This window comes from Caulobacter sp. P1_B12_2, assembly GCF_056406675.1.
Genome location: NZ_JBFTZS010000025.1, coordinates 1 through 19,633 on the forward strand (window position 1 = coordinate 1; position 19,633 = coordinate 19,633).

Here is a 19,633-nt window from a genome sequence, read left to right on the forward strand (position 1 = left end):
CGCCCAGCACCCGGTCGCGCGACACCCAGATCGGGAAGTCCTGGGCCAGCATCAGCGGCTCGTCGCCGACGTCGCGGGCCGTGTGACGCGCCACGTCGACCCGCACGGGGCCCTTCAGCTTGCCGCCATAGCCGCGCGACAGGCCATGCGCCCGGCGTCCGCGCTGGGTCAGGGTCAGCAGCAGCTCGCGGACGATCGGGGTCTTGCCCACCCCGCCGACCGTGAAGTTGCCGACGCAGATCACCGCGCAGTCGGCGCCGCGCGGCGTGGTACGGGCGATGCGCCGGGCGGTCTGGGCGGCCCAGATCCAAGACAGCGGGGTCAGCAGGGCGCGGGTCAGGGGGCTGGGCGCGCCCTCGCGGCGATACCACCAGCGCGGGGTGGACAGCTTCATGCCGCGGCCTCCGCGTCCAGCAGGGCGAGGATGCGGTCCAGGCCCGCCCGGGCCTCGGCGTCGCGCCGGGCCACGAAGGCCTGGGCGCGGGCCGCCTGCARCTTCAGGATCTCAGGCCCGGCCAGCAGGTCGGCCAAGCGCGCCCCCAGCACCGAGGCGTCGGCGAAGGCCACGCCGTCGGCGTCGCGCAGCTCGGCATAGGCGGTCAGCCAGTTCTCGACATGCGGACCCGAGACGATCGGGCAGTCCACGCGCGCCGGCTCCAGCGGATTGTGGCCGCCGATGCCGACCACCAGGCTGCCGGCCACCAGGGCCAGGTCGGCCAGCCGGTACCAGAGACCCAGCTCGCCCAGGGTGTCGGCGACGATGACCTCGGCCGAGTCGTCGGGCTCGCGGCTGCGCAGGCAGACCGTGGCGCCGGTGGCCAGGGCCAGGTCGGCGACGGCCGGGCCGCGCTCGGGATGGCGGGGAACGATCACCAGGTGAGGACGGTCGGGCAGGGCGCGCCAGGCCTCCAGCACGATCTCGTCCTCGCCCGGATGGGTGCTGGCGGCCAGCAGCACCGGCCGGTCGCTGAGCCGCACGCGCAGGCTGGCCAGGGCCGCCGCATCGACCGGCAGCGGGTCGGCGCCGAACTTCAGGTCGGCCTCGCCGGCAACGGTCCCGCCCAGGCCGGCCAGCCGGTCGGCGGCGCGACCGTCCTGGGCCAGGATCAGGTCGAAGCCGCTGAACAACTCGTAGGCCGCGAACGGCCGGGCCTGCCAGCCGGCATGGCTCTTGTCCGACAGCTTGGCCGACACCAGGGCCAGCTTCACGCCGCGCGCCTTGGCGGTCAGCAGCAGGTTGGGCCACAGCTCGCTCTCGACGAACACCGCCAGGTCCGGTCGCCAGTGGTCGAGGAACCGCTTGGCGCCGCCCGGCGTGTCGACCGGCAGATATTGGTGGATCGCCCCGGCGGGCAGGCGGCGGGCCAGGAGCTCGGCCGAGGTGACGGTGCCCGAGCTCACCAATACGAAAACGTCGGGCCGTTCGGCCCGGAGGCGCTCGACCAGGGGCAGGATCGACAGGCTCTCGCCGACGCTGGCCCCGTGCAGCCAGACCAGCCGGCCGCCGGGGCGCTGCATGGTCGGTCGGGCCAGACGCTCGTGCAACCGTGCGCGGTCCTCCTTGCCGGCCTTGGCGCGACGACTCAGCAGCAGGGGCGCGAACGGCTCCAGCGCGGTGGTGGCCGCGCGATACAGAGCCAGGGACAGGGGAAGGCTCACACCGCGTCCGCGCCGGCCAGGTGGCAGGTGGCCACCCCGCCCGACTCGACCTGGATGGTGACGTGGCCGATCTTGAACCGCCGGGCCATCTCGCCGCAGATGTCGTGCAGGAACTGGTCGTTGTCGGGGTTCACGGGGCGCACCAGGTGGGCGGTCATGGCCGTCTCGGTGGTGCTCATCGCCCAGATGTGCAGGTCATGCACCTCGCTGACGCCAGGACGCTCGGCCAGCCAGGCCTTGACCGCCTTCACGTCGATGCCGCGCGGCGCGGCGTCCAGGGCCAGGTCCAGGCTGTCGCGCAGCAGGCTCCAGGTGCCCAGCACGATGACCAGCACGATGCCCAGGCTGACCACCGGGTCCAGCCACAGCCAGCCGGTGAACCACATGGCGGCGGCGGCCACGACGACCCCGGCCGAGATGGCGGCGTCGGCGGCCATGTGCAGGAAGGCCCCGCGGATGTTCAGGTCGTCCTTGGAGCCCTTCATGAACATCAGGGCCGTGGCGGTGTTGATGACGATGCCGATGCCCGCGACGATCATCACCGGCCCGGCCTGGATCGGCTGGGGATCGGCGAAGCGGCGCACGGCCTCCCAGGCGATGGCCCCGACGGCGACCAGCAGYACCACCGCATTGGTCAGCGAGGCCAGGATCGTGCCYTTCCGCAGGCCGTAGGTATGGCGACCGGTCGGCGCCCGCTTGGCCAGGATCACCGCGCCCCAGGCCATGAACAGGCCCAGCACGTCCGAAAGATTGTGGCCGGCGTCGGCCAGCAGGGCCAGCGAATGGGTCATCAGGCCGGCGACGGTCTCGGCCGCGACGAAGCCGATGTTCAGGGTCGCGCCGATCGCGAAGGCCCGGCCGAAGTCCTTGGGCGCGTGGCTGTGGCCGCCCGGGCCGTGGTGGTGATGGCCGTGGTCGTGGCTATGATCGTGCGCGTCACCATGGTCATGATCGTGGCCATGGCCGTCGTGATCATGGTCGGGCTTGTGGTCGTGATCGTGCGGCATGGGGTCTTCTCCCACCAAGGACGGGACGGATCAACGTCCCAGCCTTCTGGAGCGGCGCTTTCGTCGCGGAAGCGCGGTAAAGGTGGGCGTAGTCCTCGCGATGGGAGAACGCGCGACATGATCCGACTTCACGACCGCCCCGTGGCTTGGGCGGCTTTGCTCACCGCCTGTGTCCTGTCGGCCTGCTCCGAGCCAGGCGCTTCGGACCCCGCGCCCGCGCCGGCTTCCGCTCCGACCGAGGTCAGGACGCCGGCGGCGTCGCCGCCGATCCCCGCGCCGGTCGCCGCCGAGCCCAGCGCGGCGCCGGAAAGCCCGACCGTCGGCGGTGACGGCTCGGCGATCCAGCTTTCGTCCCTGGCCACCGCCGACCTGCAGGCCGCGTCGTTGCGGGGCGAGCTGGCGTGCAGCTTCGCCATCGGGGACGCCGCGCCGCTGCTGTTCGCCCAGGGGGACGTCGCGTCGAAGGAGGCCGCCCAGGGCGTGGTCAAGGTCGGGGACTATGTCGAGCAGGTGGCCGCCCCGGGCGGTTTCGACGGCATGCTGAAGGGCGCGGCCTTCACCGGCGCCGGCAAGACGATCCGCATCACGCTCACCGGGCCGGCCATCGGCGGCGGCGAGTCTCCGCCCCGTCCCGCGACCCTGACCTACGATCGCGCCGACGGGGCCAGCCGGACCATCGCCGGCCGCTGGACGTGCGGTCCCTAGACCGGCGTCGCTTCGCCCACGATCACCTCGGCCCGCCGGCTCACCGCCGACAGCCGCGCGGCCCAGGTCTCGACCAGGACGTCGGGGTCGTCGTCGCGGCCCATGACCACCGGGCCGTCCCAGACCATGGCCGCCTTGGCGAAGGGCAGGGGAATGATGGTGCGGTCCCAGGTGTTGAGGCGAATGCAGGGCTCCATGGCCACGCCGACGAACAGCACGGGCGCGCCGGTCATCCGGGCCAGGGCCAGGGCGCCCTTCTGCATCTCCTCGACCGGGCCGCGCGGGCCGTCCGGGGTGATGGCCATGGCCCCGCCGTCGCGCACCCACTTGACCATGTCGCGGAAAGCCTGCTCGCCGCCCTTGTTTTTCGCGGTGTCGGTCTTCTTGACCGAGGAGCCGCGGATCGAGGGCAGGCCCAGCTTGCTGATCGTGCGGGCGATGAATTCGCCGTCGCGCGACTGCGAGACCAGCACGCGGATCTCCGGCTTGTCGGGTCCCTGCGGCCAGGTCGTCGGGCCCACCGGCACGCGCGAATGCCACAGGGCCAGGATGGCGCCGCTCTTGTCCCGAAGGCTCTGCGCCCACACCGCCTGGGCGTGCTCCTGGCCTTCGCGGGTCCAGCGCAGGGTGGCGTAGACCAGCCGCAGATAGCCGGCCATCAGGTTGGTCAGCAGGATCATCACCCAGGGCGAACGCAGAGGCCTCAAGCGCCGATCTCCGGGGATGTCTCCGAAGGGGTCTCCGGCAGTTGGTCCAGATCCTGGGCCTTGGCCAGGCGGGCGTAGAGTCCCTTGTGGCGCACCAGGGAGGCGTGGGTTCCGGTCTCGACCACCCGGCCCTTGTCGATCACATAGATGCGGTCGGCGTCCTTCACGGTCGACAGGCGGTGGGCGATCACGATGGTGGTGCGGCCGGCCATCAGCCGCTCCAGCGCCGCCTGGACCTGGGCCTCGCTCTCGGTGTCCAGGGCGCTGGTGGCCTCGTCCAGCAGCAGGATGGGAGCGTCCTTGAGGAAGGCGCGGGCGATGGCGATGCGCTGGCGCTGGCCGCCCGACAGGCGCGCGCCGGCCTCGCCGACCAGGGTGTCGTAGCCGAGTGGGAAGGACGAGATGAACTCATGCGCCGCCGCCTGGCGGGCCGCGGCCTCGACCTCGTCCTCGGCGGCGCTGGGCCGCGCATAGGCGATGTTGGCGCGAATGGTGTCGTCGAACAGGAACGGCTCCTGGGTGACCAGGGCGATGCGGTCACGCAGGCTGGCGACGGTCACCGCGCGCACGTCGTGGCCGTCGATGGTCACCGCCCCGCCGGTCACGTCGTAGAAGCGCGGGATCAGGTTCAGCAGCGAGCTCTTGCCGCCGCCCGACGGGCCGACCAGGGCGACGGTCTCGCCGCGCTTGGCGTGGATCGAGACCTCGTGCAGGGCCGGGGCGTTGTCGCCATAGGCGAAGCTGACCTGGTCGAAGGCGATCGTCGCCTCGCCGGCCGGCAGGACCTTGGCGTCGGCGGGGTCCACGATCGCCGGCTCGACGTCCAACTGCTCGAACAGCCGGCGGGCGGCGGTGAAGCCCTCGCTGAACACCGTCTGCAGGTTGGCGACCTGGCGCAGCGACTGCAGGGCCGCGCCCAGGGCGACCACGAAGCCGGTGAACATGCCCGCGGTCATGCCGCCCGTGCTGGCTCGCCAGCCGGCATAGACGATGACCAGGGCGATGATCACGGTTCCGAAGGTCTCGGTGGCCGGCGCGGCCATGGCCTTGGCGTTGGAGCCCTTGATCAGGTGGCGCTGGCGGCGATCGACCACGGCGGCCACGCGGCCTTCCTCATAAGCCTCGCGGTTCTCCATCTTGACGATCTTTACGCCGTCGAGGCTTTCCATGATCGCGGTCGAGAGGTTCGAGGTTTCGCCCATCGCGCCCTTGGCGGCCTTGACGGTCTTCCGGGAGAACCGCCGCATGGCCAGGCTGGCGACGGGGCCGACCACCAGCACCCCGGTCGCCAGGATCGGGTCGAGGTTGAACATCACGACCAGTTGCGCGATCACGGTCAGGAATTCGCGGGTGTAGTTGACCACGCCGCTGGTCGCCGCCTCGCGGACCAGGGTGGCGTCGTAGAGCACCGACGAGACGTAGGAGCCCGAATGGGCGCCGCGCAGCCTGGCCAGGTCCGAGCGCACCAGCTTGCCGAACAGGCGCACCTGGATGTCCCCGACGACGCCGTTGCCGATCCGGTTGATGGCGGTGGCCTGGACGACCTGAAACAGGCCGCGAACCAGCGCTATGGCGACGATCAGCGACGGAATCCACACCAGGGCCCCAGGCTTGGGATGGGTGATCAGGTCGTCGACGGCCATCTGGAGGATGTAGGCCAGCGCCCCCGTCAGGGCGGCCACGACCGTGGCGCCCAGCAGGGCCGCCGTCAGGCCCTTCCAGCGGGGCTTCAGATAGTCGCGCCAGATCCGCGCGGCGAGGGCGCGGTTGGTGGCTTGCGGCGCGGCGGGATCGGTCATGGGCGCAGGGGTCGGATTTCGGGATGGCGCTGTCAAGCTGGACCATGGGTTGTCATTACGGCGGGGGTGCGGCGCTGTGGCTTTTGCATTACAGGGCTGTGGCGCCTATCTAGCCCGCATTCACCAAGGACAGCCGGTTTGCCCAGCTACGACACCACCACCCGCTGGGGGCGCTTTCGCACCTATCTCTCCTATCTGTGGAACGATCACGCCTATCTGCGCCTGGGCTTCAAGAACGACCACTGGATCAGCCCCGAGCTGGTCCGGACCAACCAGCCGTGGCCGCACCAGCTGGCCGAGTGGAAGAAGAAGGGCGTCAAGACCGTCATCAACCTGCGCGGCGGGTTCGACGGCAGCTTCTACGCGCTGGAGAAATACGCCTGCGAGAAGGTGGGCCTGAAGATGGTCGACTTCGTGATCACCTCGCGCGAGGTGCCGATCAAGGAGCGGGTGCTGGGCGCCCGCGACCTGTTCGAGAGCATCGAATATCCGGCCCTGATGCACTGCAAGTCCGGCGCGGACCGGGCCGGCATCATGAGCGTGCTCTACGCCCACTACCGCCTGGGCCTGCCGATSGAGGAGGCCCTGGAGCAGCTGTCGTTCAAGTACCTGCACATCAAGCAGGGCAAGACCGGCGTGCTGGACTACACCTTCGAGCGCTACCTGAAGGACGCCGCCCCCAAGGGTCTGACCTTCACCCAGTGGGTGGAGAGCGCCGACTACGACCCGGTGAAGATCAAGGCCGACTTCCGGGCCGGGATGATCGGCGGGATCGTGACGGAAGGGTTGTTGCGGCGGGAGTAGGAAAGCTCCCTTCCCCCTTGATGGGGGAAGGGTTGGGGATGGGGGTGATGCAGCGGATCAGCCGGCAAGCGCCCCGTCACCCCCACCCAACCCTCCCCCATCAAGGGGGAGGGCTTCAGCCTTCCAGGCTCGGATCCAGCAGCTTGTGCGCGTGGATGATGAAGTACCGCGCATGGGCGTTGTCGACGGTGGCCTGGGCCTTGGCCTTCCAGGCCTTGTGGGCGTCGGCGTAGCTGGCGTAGGCGCCGACGAACTCGACCTGGCTCAGGTCGCGGAACTCGATGTCGGAAACGTTCTTCAGTTCACCGCCGATCACGAGGTGAAGAAGCTGCTTGTCGCTCATGGCGTGGAATTTCCTGCGCGGAAGTTATCGTTGTGGCAGGTCGATATGCCCGACGCGTGACAGGATCAACGGGTGAAGCGCCTGATTGGCGCAAACCACGCTCGGAAGCAGCGGATTTGATCGATTGTAGGTGAAGCTGCGGCCCTTGTGGTCCGTCAGGACGGCGCCGGCCTCGGCGCAGATCAGGTCGGCGGCGGCCAGGTCCCACTCGTTCTTCGGCGACAGGGCGACCGCCGCGTCGAAGGCCCCGCCGGCCACCAGGCACAGGCGGTAGGCGATGGAGTTGCGGCTCTCCACCCGCATCGGTGGCCAAGGGTTCACCCAGGCCGGATGGACGAACATCTTGGCGTCGCCCAGCATGGCGGCGTCCTCCAGGTCCTCGGTGTCGCTGGGACTGATCGCCACGCCGTTCAGGCTGGCGCCGCCGCCCAGGGTGGCGACGTAGGTCTCGTTCAGGGCCGGGGCGTGGACCACGCCGGCCACCGGGCGGCCGTTCTCGACCACGGCGATCGACACCGCGAACCAGGGCTTGCCCTTCATGAAGGCCACGGTGCCGTCGATCGGATCGACCACGAACTGGCGCGGGGTGGCCAGGCGCGCGGGATCGTCGGCCGTCTCCTCCGACAGCCAACCATAGTTGGGCCGGGCGGCGCCCAGGCGTTCTTTCAGCAGGGTGTCGACGGCCAGGTCGGCGTCGGTGACCGGCGAGCCGCCGTCCTTGGACCAGACCTTCAAGCCAGCCTCGCGGGCCGAGAGCGCCAGGGCTCCGGCTTCGCGCGCGGCCTCGAGGATCAGGTCCAGGTCGTTCATTTTCCGGCGATCGCCAGGCCGTCGACCAGCAGGGACGGGCTGTTGCTGGCCCCGCGCAGCTCCAGGTCGGAACCGACGACCAAGCGGGCGTAGATGTCGATCAGGTTGCCGGCCACGGTGATCTCGGTGACCGGACCGGTCGAGACGCCGTTCTCGAACCAGAAGCCCGAGCAGCCCACCGACCAGTCGCCGGTGTTGCCGTTCAGCGAGGGACCGAACATCGAGGTCACCAGCAGGCCGGTTCCAGCGTCGGCCATCAGTCCGGCCAGGTCCCGGTCGCCCGGCTGCAGGGTCAGGTTATGGGTCGAGACGCCGGACGGACCGGCCAGGCCGCGCGAGGCGTGGCCCGTGCTTTCCAGGCCCAGCTGCTTGGCCGAACTGATGTTCATCAGCCAGGTGGTCAGCACGCCGTCGTCGATCAGGGCGCGGGCCTCGCAGGCCACGCCCTCGTCGTCGAACGGGGCCGAGCCCAGGCCGCGCACCCGGAACGGATCGTCCAGCAGGTTCACGCCCTTGGCGAAGATCTGCTGGCCCAGCTTGTCCTTCAGGAACGAGGTGCCGCGGGCGATCGACGGGCCCGAGATCGCGCCGATCAGCGGGCTGAGCAGCGAGATGGCCAGGCGGTTCTCGAAGATCACCGGGGCGGTGGTCGAGTCCAGCTTGCGCGGGTTCAGCTTGGCGACCGCGGACTCGCCGGCCTTGGCGCCGATGCTTTGCGGCGTGGGCAGATCGGCGGCGTGGCGGGTCGAGCGGCCTTCACCGCCGCGCTCCATGCCCGCGCCCTCGCCGGCGATGGCCGAGGCCGAGACGCCGAAGCCGCTGGCTTGATGCAAGCCAGAGAAGCCCTCGCTCGTAACGAGCCGCCAGGTCGAGGCGCTCCACGACGACGAGCCGCCGTCGGAATTGGTCACGCCCGCGACGGCGCGGGCGGCGGCCTCGGCCTCGCGGGCCTGGGCCTCCAGGGTCTCGGCCGAGGGCTCGGTCGGGTCGTAGAGGTCCAGATCGCGGAAGGGACCGCGCGCCAGGCGCTCGGCGGGCGCCAGGGCGGCGTAGGGATCCTCGGGGGCCAGGCGGGCCATGGCCACCGCCCGGTCGATCAGCTTGGCGCGGCCCTCGGCCGAGATGTCGGAGCCCGACACCGTGGCGCTTTGCTTGCCGACGAAGACCCGCAGGCCGATGTCGCGGGATTCCTCGCGCTCGACCTCCTCCAGCGCGCCCAGGCGGACGCCGAYGGAGAGGGATTGGCGCTGCGCGAACACGGCTTCGGCGGCGTCGGCGCCCGCGGTTCGCGCGGCGGCGAGCACGTCATGCAACAGGTTTTCGTCCATTCGGTCTTATGGACGAGGGGGCGGGGCGGGGGCAACTCTCCTGAGCGCCCTAAATCCCCGTCATCCTCGGACTTGGCCACGGCCCGGTGGAAGTTTAGCTGAACGAGGGGTTCTCGGAACAAGTCCAAGGATGCCGGTCCTTTGGGGTGGCGACCTAGCCGATCGCGTAGAACAGCAGGGCCACCGCGCCGAAGATGTAGGCCACCCAGGTGAAGATCATGCCCACGGCGCGCGGGATCGAGGCCCCCCCGCTGTTGGAAAGGCCCACGGCGTGGACCAGGCGACCGGCCAGCAGCACCAGCCCCACCACGTGGATGGCCAGGGGGGGGGCGCCGACCAGGGCCAGGACGATGATAGCCGCCAGGCCGACGGGGATGTATTCGCTGGCGTTGCCGAAGGCGCGGATGGCGCGGGCCAGCTCGGGAATGCCTTCATCGCCCAGCGCGACCTTGTGTTTCTGCCGCAGGCGCACGACCAGCAGCGACAGGGTCAGCAAAAGCAGGACGTGCAGCCCCACCCAAAGGGCGGCGGCGTGGCCGGAGGCGATGGTGTCCATCGGGTGGTTACTCGTGAAACTGGGTCGAACGTGAGCGGCATAAGGTTCAGCGTTCGCGCGAGCTGGCAAGCCGGATCGTCGGGGAGGCGACTAAGCACAATCCCACATGATCCGCTCATCCCGGCGAATGCCGGGACCCAGATGGAATGGCTTTGAGGCTGACGCCAGACGCGCGGAGCTCATCCAACCCTCCACCCCGCTCTGGGATCTGGGTCCCGGCATTCGCCGGGATGAGCGGGTTTTGGGGTGGATCTACAGCTCCCGACCGACCGGATAGAGCCGGTAGTGGTCGTCGTAGTACGGCGTCCGCGCATAGAACCAGGCCAGCCGGGCGTCGGGGTCGGCGGCGAACTTCGGGTCGGCCGCCAGCTTGGCCTCGAACTCGGCCTTCAGCTTGGGATCGGCGGCCAGCATCTTCTCGGCCAGGGGGGCGAGGGCGTAGCCTTCGATGTATTCCACCCGCTGCAGCACCTCGGGGAACATGCCCCAGGCGAAGAAGCTCTCGTCGCTTTCCGGTTCCAGCAGCAGGGTGACCAGTTCGCCCAGAGGCTGGTCGGTCGCGATGCGCACCGAGCCGGCGGGGAAGGTGACCTTGCGCGTCTCGTGGGTCACCGGGCCGGCGGCGATCTCGACATGGCCCTCGCTGGCGCGGGCGGCGATCTTCGGGGCGGAGAAGCGGATCATGTCGAGCGACACGGTCTTCGGCGCGGCCAGGATCTCCATCTCGACGCCGTGGATGCGCATGCGCTCGATGACGTCGGGCTTGGCCGACGAAATCCAGTAGGCCTTCGGCGGCGTCAGTTGCAGCGACGGCTCGGCGGCGTAGAGCGGCAGCGACCACGGCGTGGGATCGGGTTTGCCCAGCCAGCGCACCTCCTTGCCGCCCGTGGCGGGGGAGTCGTAGGTCTCGTACTGCACGCCCAGGAAGCTGACGGTGCGCAGCGGCTTGTCGCCGCCGCCCCCGAAGCCGGTCCCGAAGTTGGCCTCGACCACGGCCGGCCGCTTGGCGCGGTCGCTCTCTTCAGCGGCGCGCAGGGCCGCGCCGTCCTTGGCCAGGACCTTCAGGCTCTCCTCGAGCAGGACGTAGGTCCCCAGCACCCGCTGCCGGTACGGTTTGAGCGAATGGTTCTCGACCAGCACCGTGGCGATCCGCGCCGCGTCGCCATAGCCGTTGGAGTACCGCAGGGACGCCGGCGAAGAGCCCAGGCCCTTCTTCGGATCGCGGTCGTCCAGGGCGAAGACCAGTTGGCCGGGGATGTGCCCCGCCGCCTTCAGCCCGGTCTGGGTGGCCGGCAGGTAGGTCTTGTCCAGCCAGGCGCTGGTCGCCTTGGAGCGCGCGAAGTCGCCCTGGTAGCCGGCCCAACCGTAGGTGACGTCGTACTGGTAGTCCTCGCCGTCGGTGACGTGGATGTCCATGTAGAGGTCGGGCTTCACGCGATCGATCAGACCGATCATCGCCCGCATCTCGGGCGAGTCGAGCTTGCCGTAGTCGCGGTTCAGATTGAGGTTCTGGGCCGTGTGCCGCCAGCCCTGGACCACCGGGCCGCGCTGGTTGGGACGACTGTAGGGCGACGCGCGCTCGTGACCGTCGACACTGAAGATCGGCACGAAGACCAGGTTCACGCCGTCCAGCAGCTTGTCTTTGCCGTGGAACGCGATGTCCCGCAGCAGCATCATGCCGGCGTCCTTGCCGTCGATCTCGCCCGGATGGATGCCGGCCTGGACCAGCAGCACGGGCTTCTTTGGATCGAACTTGGCCCCGTCCTTGGAGACGTAGAGCACCAGCAGGTCGCGGCCCTCGGGCGACTTGCCGAAGGTCTCCATGTGGATCAGCGGCGAGGCCGCATCCAGCTTTTCCAGCCAGGCGCGGGTCTCGGCGTAGTTGGGGGAGGCGGTCAGGCCGGTGAGCTCCGAGGGCGTGATCCAGGGATCGGACGGCTTGGCGATCAGCTTCTCGCTGGCGCCGTGCCAGGCGAGCGTGGGTGGGAGGATTTCCGAGTCCCAGGGAGCCTTAGGAGTTTCCGCCATGGTCATGCCCGCCGTCATCGCGACGGCCAGAGCCGCCAGACACGTCTTCAACATCTTCACGCCCCCACGGAAACGCCGTGCGTCCTTCGAGGCTCGCCTTATGGCTCGCACCTCGGGAAGAGGAAAGCAGTACGAAGTTCCTCATCCTGAAGCGCCCGCGAAGCGGGCCTCGAAGGACGCACAGCGCCGAAACCTATTTCCGCGTCACCAGGTCCATGAACCGCTGCTGCAGGACCTTGTCGGTCTTGAACACGCCGCGGAACTGGGTGGTGATCGTCGAGACGTCGTGGTGGTGGACGCCGCGGGTGCTCATGCACTGGTGCTCGGCGTCGATCAGCACGGCCACGCCGGCGGCGCTGAGGTGATCCTCGATGGCGTCGGCCACCTGCATGGTCATGGTCTCCTGGGTCTGCAGGCGCTTGGCGAAGATCTCGACCAGGCGGGCCAGYTTCGACAGGCCCACGACCTTGCCGGTCGGCATGTAGGCCACCCAGGCCTTGCCCAGGAACGGCGCCATGTGGTGTTCGCAGTGGCTCTGCACGTCGATGCCGCGCAGCATGACCATGTCGTCATAGCCCTGCACGTCCTCGAAGGTGCGGCTCAGTTCGGTGGCCGGATCGCCGTGGTAGCCGGCGAACCACTCGCCATAGGCGTCGACCACGCGCTGGGGCGTGTCGAGAAGACCTTCGCGGTCGGGGTTGTCGCCGGCCCAGGCCAGCAGGGTCCGGACGGCGGCCATGGCCTCGTCTCGGGTGGGGCGCTGGGCGGGCTCAAGATCAAGACCGGTGTTGTCATCCGAACCGGTCAGGGTTCGCTCGCGGGTCAGGGCGTCCATGTGCGGGAGGGTCTTTCCACGGGCTGAGTTGCGCCAGGACGCCTTTCGCCCTGGAATTACGCGTGCCACCCGTCGCGCTTCGAGCCAATCAATCGTGGTCGTGCGCGCGTGCTCTCGTTATATGGGGCCAATCCGTATCCCCGCAACACTCCCGCGACGTCAGGCCGCCCCGTTCTCATGACCATCAAGCTTTACGACACCATGGCGCGCGAGAAGCGCGACTTCGTTCCCGCCGATCCGAGCCGGGTGACGATGTATGTCTGCGGGCCCACGGTCTACAACCACGCCCATATCGGCAATTTCCGGCCCGTCGTGGTGTTCGACGTGCTGTTCCGCCTGCTGCGCCACGCCTATGGCGAGGACGCGGTGGTCTATGCCCGCAACGTCACCGACGTGGACGACAAGATCAACGCCAAGGCCACGGCCGAGGGCGTCGAGATCAAGGTCATCACCGACCGCTACCTGGCCGCCTATCACCAGGACGCCGCGGCCCTGCTGACCCTGTCGCCCAGCCTGGAGCCCAAGGCCACCGAGCACATGGGTCCAATCGTCGAGATGATCGGCAAGCTGATCGACAACGGATCGGCCTACGCCGCCGAGGGCCACGTGCTGTTCGACACCCAGGCCTTCCCGGACTACGGCCAGCTGTCGGGCCGCGACCTGGACGACATGATCGCCGGAGCCCGGGTCGAGGTCGCGCCCTACAAGCGCCACCCCGCCGACTTCGTGCTGTGGAAGCCGTCCAAGGAAAACGAACCCGAGTGGGACAGCCCCTGGGGCGCGGGCCGTCCGGGCTGGCACATCGAGTGCTCGGCCATGATCGACAAGTCGCTGGGCCAGACCATCGACATCCATGGCGGCGGCATCGACCTGGCCTTCCCGCACCACGAGAACGAACTCGCCCAGAGCCGCTGCGCCCACGACGCCCCGGTCCTGGCCAATTACTGGCTGCACAACGGCTTCCTGGATATGTCCGGCGAGAAGATGTCCAAGAGCCTGGGCAACGTGATCATCCCGCACGAGCTGCTGGAGACCACGCCGGGCGAGGTGATCCGCTGGGCGCTGCTGTCGGGCCACTACCGCCAGCCGCTGGACTGGACGCCGGAGCTGATCGACCAGAGCCGCAAGGCCCTGGACCGTCTGTACGGCGCCCTGCGCCGCGCCAAGACGGTCGAGGCCGGAGAGTCCGAACCTTCGGACGAGGTGATGGCGGCCCTGTCGGACGACCTGAACACGCCGCTGGCGGTGTCGGGCTTCTTCGAGCTGTCCAGCGCCATCGAGCGGGCGGTGACGGCGGGCGACGAGCCGGCGATCACGGCCAACAAGGGCCGCCTCCTGGCCTCGGCCGGTCTGCTGGGCTTCCTGCAGGCCGATCCGGACGCCTGGTTCGAGGGCGACGCCGACGACGACCTGAAGGCCAAGGTGGAAGACCTGCTGGCCCGCCGGATCGCGGCCCGGACCGCCAAGGACTGGACCGCCGCCGACGCCATCCGCGCCGAGATCGACGCCCTGGGCGTGGTGGTCATGGACGGTCCGGCCGGCGCCACCTGGCGCATGAAGGACTGAGTTCGCACCTCTCAACCGTCATCCTCGGACTTGTTCCGAGGACCCTCGTCCAGCCGAGCTGTCATGGGTCGTTGGGCCGCTATCGCTCCGCTGCAAGGATCGTCCTTCTTCGCGGCGGAAGCAGGGGTCCTCGGAACAAGTCCGAGGATGACGGCGGAGGGGGAACGACACCTGATCCAGGAAAGAGATTTGCGAACATGAATACGGGATCCAACTCTTGAACCTGAACGCGCAGATCGTCCTGGTCTCCGGCGCCGGCCGGGGCCTGGGCGCCGCCATCGCCCGGGCCTTCGCGGCCGAAGGCGCGTCGGTGGTGATCAACTACCGCCGCAGCGAGGCGGCCGCCCTGGCCCTGGCGGAAGAACTGGGTGATCGCGCCGTCGCGATCCACGCCGACGTCAGCGACCGCGAAGAGGTCCGCCGGATGGTCAATGACGCGGCCGAGCATTTCGGCAGCCACGTGACCACGGTGGTCAACAACGCCCTGGGCGATTTCAGCTTCAACGGCGACGGCCGCCACACCATCCAGTCGATCCCCTGGGAGGACTTCCAGAGCCAGCTGGACGTGTCGCTGCGTGGGTCGCTGAACCTGATCCAGGCCACCGCCCCGGCCATGGAGGCGGCCGGCTTCGGGCGGGTGATCAATATCGGCACCAACCTGTTCCAGAACCCGGTTGTGCCCTATCACGACTACACCGCCGCCAAGGCCGCCCTGCTGTCGCTGACCCGCACGGCGGCGGCGGACCTGGGTCCCGGCGGGATCACGGTCAACATGCTGTCGGGCGGGCTGCTGCGCACWACCGACGCCAGCGCGGCCACGCCCGAGGCGATCTTCGACCTGATCGCCCAGTCCACGCCGCTGCGCCGGGTGACGACCCCCGCCGAGTTCGCCGACGCCGTGCTGTTCTTCGCCTCGCCCTGGAGCCGGGCGGTCACCGGCCAGAACCTCGTGGTGGATGGCGGATTGGTTCGAGACTAGATTACACTCATAATCCACTCATCCCGGCGGAAGGCCGGGACGACCGGAGTTTCTGGGCCATGCGCGCCTATTTCCAGATGTTCGCCGGATACAACGCCTGGGCCAACCATCGCCTCCACGCGGCCTGCGCCCTGCTGGACGAGGAGGCCTATAAGGCCGAGCGCGGGGCGTTCTTCGGCTCGATCCACGGCGCGCTGAACCACCTGATCGTCACCGACCGCATGTGGCTGGCGCGATTGCGGGGCGAGACCCTGCCGCCGCACGGGCTGGACGCGGTGATCTTCGACGACCTGGCGACCCTGCGCGAGGCGCGAGCTCATGAGGACGCGGCCCTGTCGGCCCAGGTCGCCGGCCTGACCGACGCCCAACTGGCCGCCGAGTTCCGCTGGACCCGCAGTTCCGACGGCGCGCCGGTCGTCCAGCCGATGTGGGCCATGCTGGCCCACGTCTTCAACCACCAGACCCATCATCGCGGTCAGGTCCACGGCCTGCTCAGCCAGGCCGAGATCGACCCGCCGTCCCTCGACCTGCCGGTTTTCCAGAAGGCCAGCGGTCTGGGATTTTCAGCGTGAGTTTCTCCGAATGAAAGTGCTAGAGCGACGCCCATGCAACGCGCCGTAGAATTCCGCACCGGGGTGCAGGCCCCCGCAGAGATCGTTTGGGAAGTGATCTCCGACTTCTCCACCTGGAAGGACTGGAACCCGGTCCATCCGCGCATGGAGGGCGAGATGCGCATCGGCACGTCCCTCACCGTGGACGTCGTGCTGAGCGAGGGCCAGGCCGCGACGATCCAGCCGGTGGTCCAGGACTGGGTGCCCTACGAGCAGCTGCACTGGCGCACAAAGCGCCTGCGCGGCTTCGTGACCGCGATCCGCTATCTCGAGATCGAGAACATGGGTCCCCAGAACTCGACCTTCTCGAACGGCGAGCTGTTCATGGGGCCGCTGGTCCGCTGGGTCAGCCGCGACGAGCGCCGCAAGCTGCGCGCCGCCTACACCCGCATGGGCGAGGCCGTGCGCGACCGCGCCGAGGTCCTCTGGTCGCAACGCCAGAACACCCCCACATAAGCGGCATGATCGACGACCTCTATTCGGCCCGCATCCTGGGGCTGGTGGCCAACATGCCCCGGGCCGGACGCCTGGCCGCGCCCGACGCCAGCAGCGAGAAGACCGCCAAGCTGTGCGGCAGCCGGATCGTGGTCGACGTGACGGTTCAGGACGGCAAGGTCGCCGACTTCGCCCAGGACGTGACCGCCTGCGCCCTGGGCCAGGCCTCGGCCGCGATCCTCGGCGCCCAGGTGGTCGGCGCCGATCTTTCCGAGATCGAGTTGGCCCGCGACGCCTTGCACGCTATGCTCAAGTCGAACGGCCCCGCTCCCACGGGCCGATTTTCGGAGCTCGCCGTGCTGGAGCCGGTCAAGGACTATCCCGCCCGTCACGCCTCGACGCTTTTGGCGTTCGAGGCCGCGGTCGAGGCTGTCCGCAAGGCCACAGGCGTGACCCAAACCCGAACTAGCCGCGTCGGCGCCGCTTGATCGAGACTTTTCGCTAGTCGATAAGGTCCCGACTCCGTTCGCGAAAGCGCCGGCATGACACTCTACGAACGCACCGTCGACCTGGGCCTGAAGGCCTACAAGACGACGCTCTCGCCCTTCATCGGGCGTCAGTGCCGGTATTTGCCGACTTGCTCGGAATACGCGGCCCAGGCGCTCAAGGATCATGGACCCTTGAAGGGGTCCTGGCTCGCGGTGGGACGGATCTGCCGATGCAATCCGTTTGGTGGTTCGGGGTATGACCCGCCGCCTCCGCCCCGCGAGCCGCGCAAGTGGAAATGTGAAGAATGATCGACCTGATTTTCCCCGACGGCTCGGCCCGCCAGTACGCTGACGGTTCGACGGGCCGCGACGTGGCCGCCTCGATCTCCAAGTCGCTCGAGAAGAAGGCCCTGCTGATCAAGCTGGACGGCGTCCTGCTGGACCTGGATCGTCCGCTGACCGCCGACCTGCTGGGCGGCGGAAACAAGTTCGAGATCATCACGCGCGAGTCGCCTGAGGCGCTGGAAGTGATCCGCCACGACACCGCCCACGTGCTGGCGCAGGCCGTGCAGGAGCTGTTCCCCGGCACCCAGGTGACGATCGGCCCGAACGTCGAGGACGGCTTCTACTACGACTTCGCCCGTGACGAGCCGTTCAGCCTGGACGACCTGGCGACGATCGAGGCGCGCATGCGCCAGATCGTCGACCGCGACGAGAAGATCCGCCGCGAGGAGGTGGACCGCGACGTGGCCATCGCCGACTTCGACGAGATGGGCGAGACGTACAAGGCCCAGATCATCCGTGATCTGCCGGCCAGCGACACGATCACGGTCTATCACCAAGGCGACAAGTGGAAGGACCTGTGCCGCGGTCCCCACCTGCCGTCGACCAAGCATGTCGGCAAGGCCTTCAAGCTGACCAAGCTGGCCGGCGCCTATTGGCGCGGCGACCAGAACAACGCCCAACTGCAGCGCATCTACGGCACGTCGTGGGCGTCGGACGCGGATCTGGCGGCCCATCTGCTGCGCATCGAGGAAGCCGAGCGGCGCGACCACCGCAAGCTGGGCAAGACGATGGACCTCTTCCACATCCAGGAAGAGGGCAAGGGCATGGTGTTCTGGCACCCCAAGGGCTGGACGCTGTACCTGGCGCTGGAGGCCTATATGCGCCGCCGGCTGGACGCCGCCGGCTATCGCGAGGTCAAGACGCCCCAGATCCTCGACAAGAGCCTGTGGGAGCGCTCGGGCCACGCCGAGAAGTTCGGCCACGCCATGTTCATGTGCGAAAGCGCCGAGGGCGAGGTCCTGGCCGTCAAGCCGATGAACTGCCCCGGCCACATCCAGATCTTCAATGTCGGCCAGAAGAGCTATCGCGAGCTGCCGATGCGCATGGCCGAGTTCGGGGCCTGCCACCGCTACGAGCCGTCCGGCGCCATGCACGGCATCATGCGGGTGCGGGCCTTCACCCAGGACGACGCCCACATCTTCTGCCGCGAAGAGCAGGTCACGGAGGAATCCGCCCGCTTCATAGAACTGTTGCGCAGCGTCTATAGCGACCTCGGCATGCATTTGGCCGACACCAAATTCTCGACGCGTCCGGAACTTCGGGCGGGTGACGACGCGGTCTGGGACAAGGCCGAAGCCGCCCTGTCCGCGGCCGCCGAAGCGGCCGGCGAGACGCTGGTGCTGCAAGAGGGCGAAGGCGCCTTCTACGGCCCGAAGCTGGAGTTCTCGCTGAAGGACGCCATCGGCCGCGTCTGGCAGTGCGGCACCCTGCAACTGGACTTCGTTCTGCCCGAGCGCCTCGAYGCCGAATATGTCGCCGAGGACGGGTCCAAGCAGCGCCCCGTCATGCTGCACCGAGCGATCCTGGGCTCGTTCGAACGCTTYATCGGCATCCTGCTGGAAAACTACGCCGGCCACCTGCCGTTGTGGCTGGCGCCGGTTCAGGTCGTGGTGGCCACGATCACGTCGGACGCCGACGATTATGCTCAACGTGTGGCTGAGCGATTGACTTCCATGGGCATTCGCGCAGAGGTCGATTTCAGGAACGAGAAGATCAACTACAAGATTCGCGAGCACAGCCTCGCGAAGGTGCCGGTGATTGCAGTGGTCGGGCGTAAGGAAGCTGAAAACGGAGAAGTCGCCCTGCGCCGCCTCGGCGGCGAAGGGCAGAAGGTGCTGTCGCTGGACGACGCCGTGCGCGCGTTGACCGAGGAAGCGACCCCGCCGGACCTCGCCCGGGATCGCGTCGCGGCGGCCCCCTCGGAGTTGGCGCGGGCCTGATGAACAGCATTCTTCCCTCTCATTCGACCCTCGTTTCGGGTGCACGGCCGGTCCGGCCGCGCGTCTCCGTCGTCATGGTCGTCTACCAAACGGGAGAAGCGCTGGTCGAAAGCATCCGGCACGTGTTGGCCGAGCCGCTGGTCGACGAGTTCGTCATCATCGATAACGGCTCGCCGGCCGACGAGGCCGAACGGCTGCGGACCCTGGGCCAGACCGAGCCGCGCGTCGTGCTGAAGCATGGCCACGGTAATGTCGGCTTCGCGCGCGGCGCCAACCTGGGCGCCGAGACCGCGCGAGGCGAATACATCGTCTTCCTCAATCCGGACGCCAACCTGCAGAAGGGCTGCATCAAGGCCCTGGTGTCGGCCTTCAAGGGACGGCCGGTGCCCACGGTGGTCGGGGCGCGGGTGATGAACACCGACGGCACCGAACAGCGCGGCGGTCGCCGCGGCGAGGTCACGCCCGTCACCACGCTGCTCAGCTTCGGCCATCTGACGGCGCGGTTCAAAGGCCTGTCGAAGTTCGAGATCCACCGCGAGCGCGAGGCGACGCCGGACAAACCGATCCCGATGCCGACCATCTCGGGCGCCTGCTTCGCGCTGCGCCGCGAGGACTTCGAGCTGCTGGGCGGCTTCGACGAGGGCTATTTCCTGCACGTCGAGGACATCGACCTGTGCTGGCGGGCCCG

The 19,633-nt window shown here is 68.8% G+C and carries 21 protein-coding genes; 10 read left to right on the top strand and 11 right to left on the bottom strand.

Features of this window, described 5'->3' with window-relative positions; all coding sequences use genetic code 11:
• The 3 genes from AC1DZ6_RS02995 to AC1DZ6_RS03005 all read right to left on the bottom strand — a co-directional run.
• On the bottom strand, positions 1-394 hold a 394-nt coding region (locus AC1DZ6_RS02995), incomplete at its 3' end, for a tetraacyldisaccharide 4'-kinase (protein ID WP_477095710.1).
• Positions 391-1,659, bottom strand: coding sequence for a 3-deoxy-D-manno-octulosonic acid transferase (locus AC1DZ6_RS03000; protein ID WP_477095711.1), 1,269 nt, complete (start codon positions 1,657-1,659; stop codon positions 391-393). The genes AC1DZ6_RS03000 and AC1DZ6_RS02995, both read right to left, overlap by 4 nt.
• Complete coding sequence (locus AC1DZ6_RS03005) at positions 1,656-2,666, bottom strand: cation diffusion facilitator family transporter (RefSeq protein ID WP_477095712.1); 1,011 nt, start codon at positions 2,664-2,666, stop codon at positions 1,656-1,658. Before AC1DZ6_RS03005 ends, AC1DZ6_RS03000 begins: the two co-directional genes overlap by 4 nt.
• Positions 2,667-2,783: 117 nt before the next feature.
• Between AC1DZ6_RS03005 and AC1DZ6_RS03010 the strand changes: the two genes are divergently transcribed.
• Positions 2,784-3,371 carry a hypothetical protein gene (locus AC1DZ6_RS03010; protein ID WP_477095713.1) on the top strand — a complete coding sequence of 196 codons (588 nt, stop codon included), beginning with the start codon at positions 2,784-2,786 and terminating at the stop codon, positions 3,369-3,371.
• Here the strand turns inward: AC1DZ6_RS03010 and AC1DZ6_RS03015 are convergent.
• Together AC1DZ6_RS03015 and AC1DZ6_RS03020 are read right to left on the bottom strand one after the other, a co-directional pair.
• Entirely contained in the window at positions 3,368-4,078 is a 711-nt protein-coding gene (locus tag AC1DZ6_RS03015; protein ID WP_477095714.1) for a lysophospholipid acyltransferase family protein, read from the bottom strand. The genes AC1DZ6_RS03010 and AC1DZ6_RS03015 overlap by 4 nt on opposite strands.
• Positions 4,075-5,877, bottom strand: a complete 1,803-nt coding sequence (locus AC1DZ6_RS03020; RefSeq protein WP_477095715.1) for an ABC transporter ATP-binding protein — start codon at positions 5,875-5,877, stop codon at positions 4,075-4,077. The genes AC1DZ6_RS03015 and AC1DZ6_RS03020 overlap by 4 nt, the downstream gene beginning before the upstream one ends.
• A gap of 138 nt (positions 5,878-6,015) precedes the next feature.
• On the opposite strand from AC1DZ6_RS03020, the gene AC1DZ6_RS03025 reads away from it, so the two are divergent.
• Positions 6,016-6,681: a protein tyrosine phosphatase family protein gene (locus AC1DZ6_RS03025; RefSeq protein ID WP_477095716.1), complete on the top strand. Its 666-nt coding sequence runs from the start codon at positions 6,016-6,018 to the stop codon at positions 6,679-6,681.
• Positions 6,682-6,796: 115 nt separating this feature from the next.
• Here AC1DZ6_RS03025 and AC1DZ6_RS03030 read toward each other — a convergent pair whose 3' ends face one another.
• The 6 genes from AC1DZ6_RS03030 to folE all read right to left on the bottom strand — a co-directional run bounded on the left by AC1DZ6_RS03030 (position 6,797) and on the right by folE (position 12,581).
• Positions 6,797-7,024: a DUF4170 domain-containing protein gene (locus AC1DZ6_RS03030; protein ID WP_477095717.1), complete on the bottom strand. Its 228-nt coding sequence runs from the start codon at positions 7,022-7,024 to the stop codon at positions 6,797-6,799.
• 24 nt (positions 7,025-7,048) lie between these two features.
• Positions 7,049-7,834: a 3'(2'),5'-bisphosphate nucleotidase CysQ gene (locus AC1DZ6_RS03035; protein WP_477095718.1), complete on the bottom strand. Its 786-nt coding sequence runs from the start codon at positions 7,832-7,834 to the stop codon at positions 7,049-7,051.
• Complete coding sequence (locus AC1DZ6_RS03040) at positions 7,831-9,162, bottom strand: TldD/PmbA family protein (protein WP_477095719.1); 1,332 nt, start codon at positions 9,160-9,162, stop codon at positions 7,831-7,833. The genes AC1DZ6_RS03035 and AC1DZ6_RS03040 overlap by 4 nt, the downstream gene beginning before the upstream one ends.
• Before the next feature lie 154 nt (positions 9,163-9,316).
• Positions 9,317-9,718, bottom strand: coding sequence for an MAPEG family protein (locus tag AC1DZ6_RS03045; RefSeq protein WP_477095720.1), 402 nt, complete (start codon positions 9,716-9,718; stop codon positions 9,317-9,319).
• Positions 9,719-9,970: 252 nt separating this feature from the next.
• The gene (locus AC1DZ6_RS03050) at positions 9,971-11,800 is read right to left on the bottom strand and encodes a M14 family metallopeptidase (RefSeq protein WP_477095721.1); all 1,830 of its coding nucleotides are present in this window, start codon (positions 11,798-11,800) and stop codon (positions 9,971-9,973) included.
• Between the two features lie 139 nt (positions 11,801-11,939).
• Positions 11,940-12,581 (bottom strand): GTP cyclohydrolase I FolE, encoded by a 642-nt coding sequence (gene folE / locus AC1DZ6_RS03055; RefSeq protein WP_477095722.1) that lies wholly within the window; start codon positions 12,579-12,581, stop codon positions 11,940-11,942.
• 177 nt (positions 12,582-12,758) lie between these two features.
• Here folE and cysS point away from each other — a divergent pair, with 177 nt between their 5' ends.
• From cysS to AC1DZ6_RS03095, 8 genes are all read left to right on the top strand, one after another.
• Positions 12,759-14,147, top strand: a complete 1,389-nt coding sequence (gene cysS / locus AC1DZ6_RS03060; protein ID WP_477095723.1) for a cysteine--tRNA ligase — start codon at positions 12,759-12,761, stop codon at positions 14,145-14,147.
• A 217-nt stretch (positions 14,148-14,364) separates the two neighbouring features.
• Positions 14,365-15,126: a 3-oxoacyl-ACP reductase gene (locus AC1DZ6_RS03065; RefSeq protein ID WP_477095724.1), complete on the top strand. Its 762-nt coding sequence runs from the start codon at positions 14,365-14,367 to the stop codon at positions 15,124-15,126.
• Positions 15,127-15,185: 59 nt separating this feature from the next.
• Positions 15,186-15,698: a DinB family protein gene (locus AC1DZ6_RS03070; RefSeq protein WP_477095725.1), complete on the top strand. Its 513-nt coding sequence runs from the start codon at positions 15,186-15,188 to the stop codon at positions 15,696-15,698.
• Between the two features lie 33 nt (positions 15,699-15,731).
• On the top strand, positions 15,732-16,193 hold the full coding sequence (locus AC1DZ6_RS03075; RefSeq protein ID WP_477095726.1) for an SRPBCC family protein: 462 nt from the start codon (positions 15,732-15,734) through the stop codon (positions 16,191-16,193).
• Between the two features lie 5 nt (positions 16,194-16,198).
• Positions 16,199-16,660: an iron-sulfur cluster assembly scaffold protein gene (locus tag AC1DZ6_RS03080; protein WP_477095727.1), complete on the top strand. Its 462-nt coding sequence runs from the start codon at positions 16,199-16,201 to the stop codon at positions 16,658-16,660.
• A gap of 54 nt (positions 16,661-16,714) precedes the next feature.
• Positions 16,715-16,969 (top strand): membrane protein insertion efficiency factor YidD, encoded by a 255-nt coding sequence (yidD, locus tag AC1DZ6_RS03085; RefSeq protein ID WP_477095728.1) that lies wholly within the window; start codon positions 16,715-16,717, stop codon positions 16,967-16,969.
• Complete coding sequence (thrS, locus tag AC1DZ6_RS03090; protein ID WP_477095729.1) at positions 16,966-18,945, top strand: threonine--tRNA ligase; 1,980 nt, start codon at positions 16,966-16,968, stop codon at positions 18,943-18,945. Before yidD ends, thrS begins: the two co-directional genes overlap by 4 nt.
• Positions 18,945-19,633, top strand: a 689-nt coding sequence (locus AC1DZ6_RS03095; protein WP_477095730.1) for a glycosyltransferase, incomplete at its 3' end; no start/stop codon positions are given. The genes thrS and AC1DZ6_RS03095, both read left to right, overlap by 1 nt.

Bases quoted from the DNA above. Each gene is read 5' to 3' on its own strand.
- AC1DZ6_RS03050 (WP_477095721.1), bottom strand. From the start codon at position 11,800: ATGTTGAAGACGTGTCTGGCGGCTCTGGCCGTCGCGATGACGGCGGGC.
- yidD (WP_477095728.1), top strand. From the start codon at position 16,715: ATGACACTCTACGAACGCACCGTCGACCTGGGCCTGAAGGCCTACAAG.
- AC1DZ6_RS03010 (WP_477095713.1), top strand. From the start codon at position 2,784: ATGATCCGACTTCACGACCGCCCCGTGGCTTGGGCGGCTTTGCTCACC.
- AC1DZ6_RS03030 (WP_477095717.1), bottom strand. From the start codon at position 7,024: ATGAGCGACAAGCAGCTTCTTCACCTCGTGATCGGCGGTGAACTGAAG.
- AC1DZ6_RS03070 (WP_477095725.1), top strand. From the start codon at position 15,186: ATGCGCGCCTATTTCCAGATGTTCGCCGGATACAACGCCTGGGCCAAC.
- AC1DZ6_RS03045 (WP_477095720.1), bottom strand. From the start codon at position 9,718: ATGGACACCATCGCCTCCGGCCACGCCGCCGCCCTTTGGGTGGGGCTG.
- AC1DZ6_RS03020 (WP_477095715.1), bottom strand. From the start codon at position 5,877: ATGACCGATCCCGCCGCGCCGCAAGCCACCAACCGCGCCCTCGCCGCG.
- AC1DZ6_RS03080 (WP_477095727.1), top strand. From the start codon at position 16,199: ATGATCGACGACCTCTATTCGGCCCGCATCCTGGGGCTGGTGGCCAAC.
- cysS (WP_477095723.1), top strand. From the start codon at position 12,759: ATGACCATCAAGCTTTACGACACCATGGCGCGCGAGAAGCGCGACTTC.
- AC1DZ6_RS03035 (WP_477095718.1), bottom strand. From the start codon at position 7,834: ATGAACGACCTGGACCTGATCCTCGAGGCCGCGCGCGAAGCCGGAGCC.
- AC1DZ6_RS03075 (WP_477095726.1), top strand. From the start codon at position 15,732: ATGCAACGCGCCGTAGAATTCCGCACCGGGGTGCAGGCCCCCGCAGAG.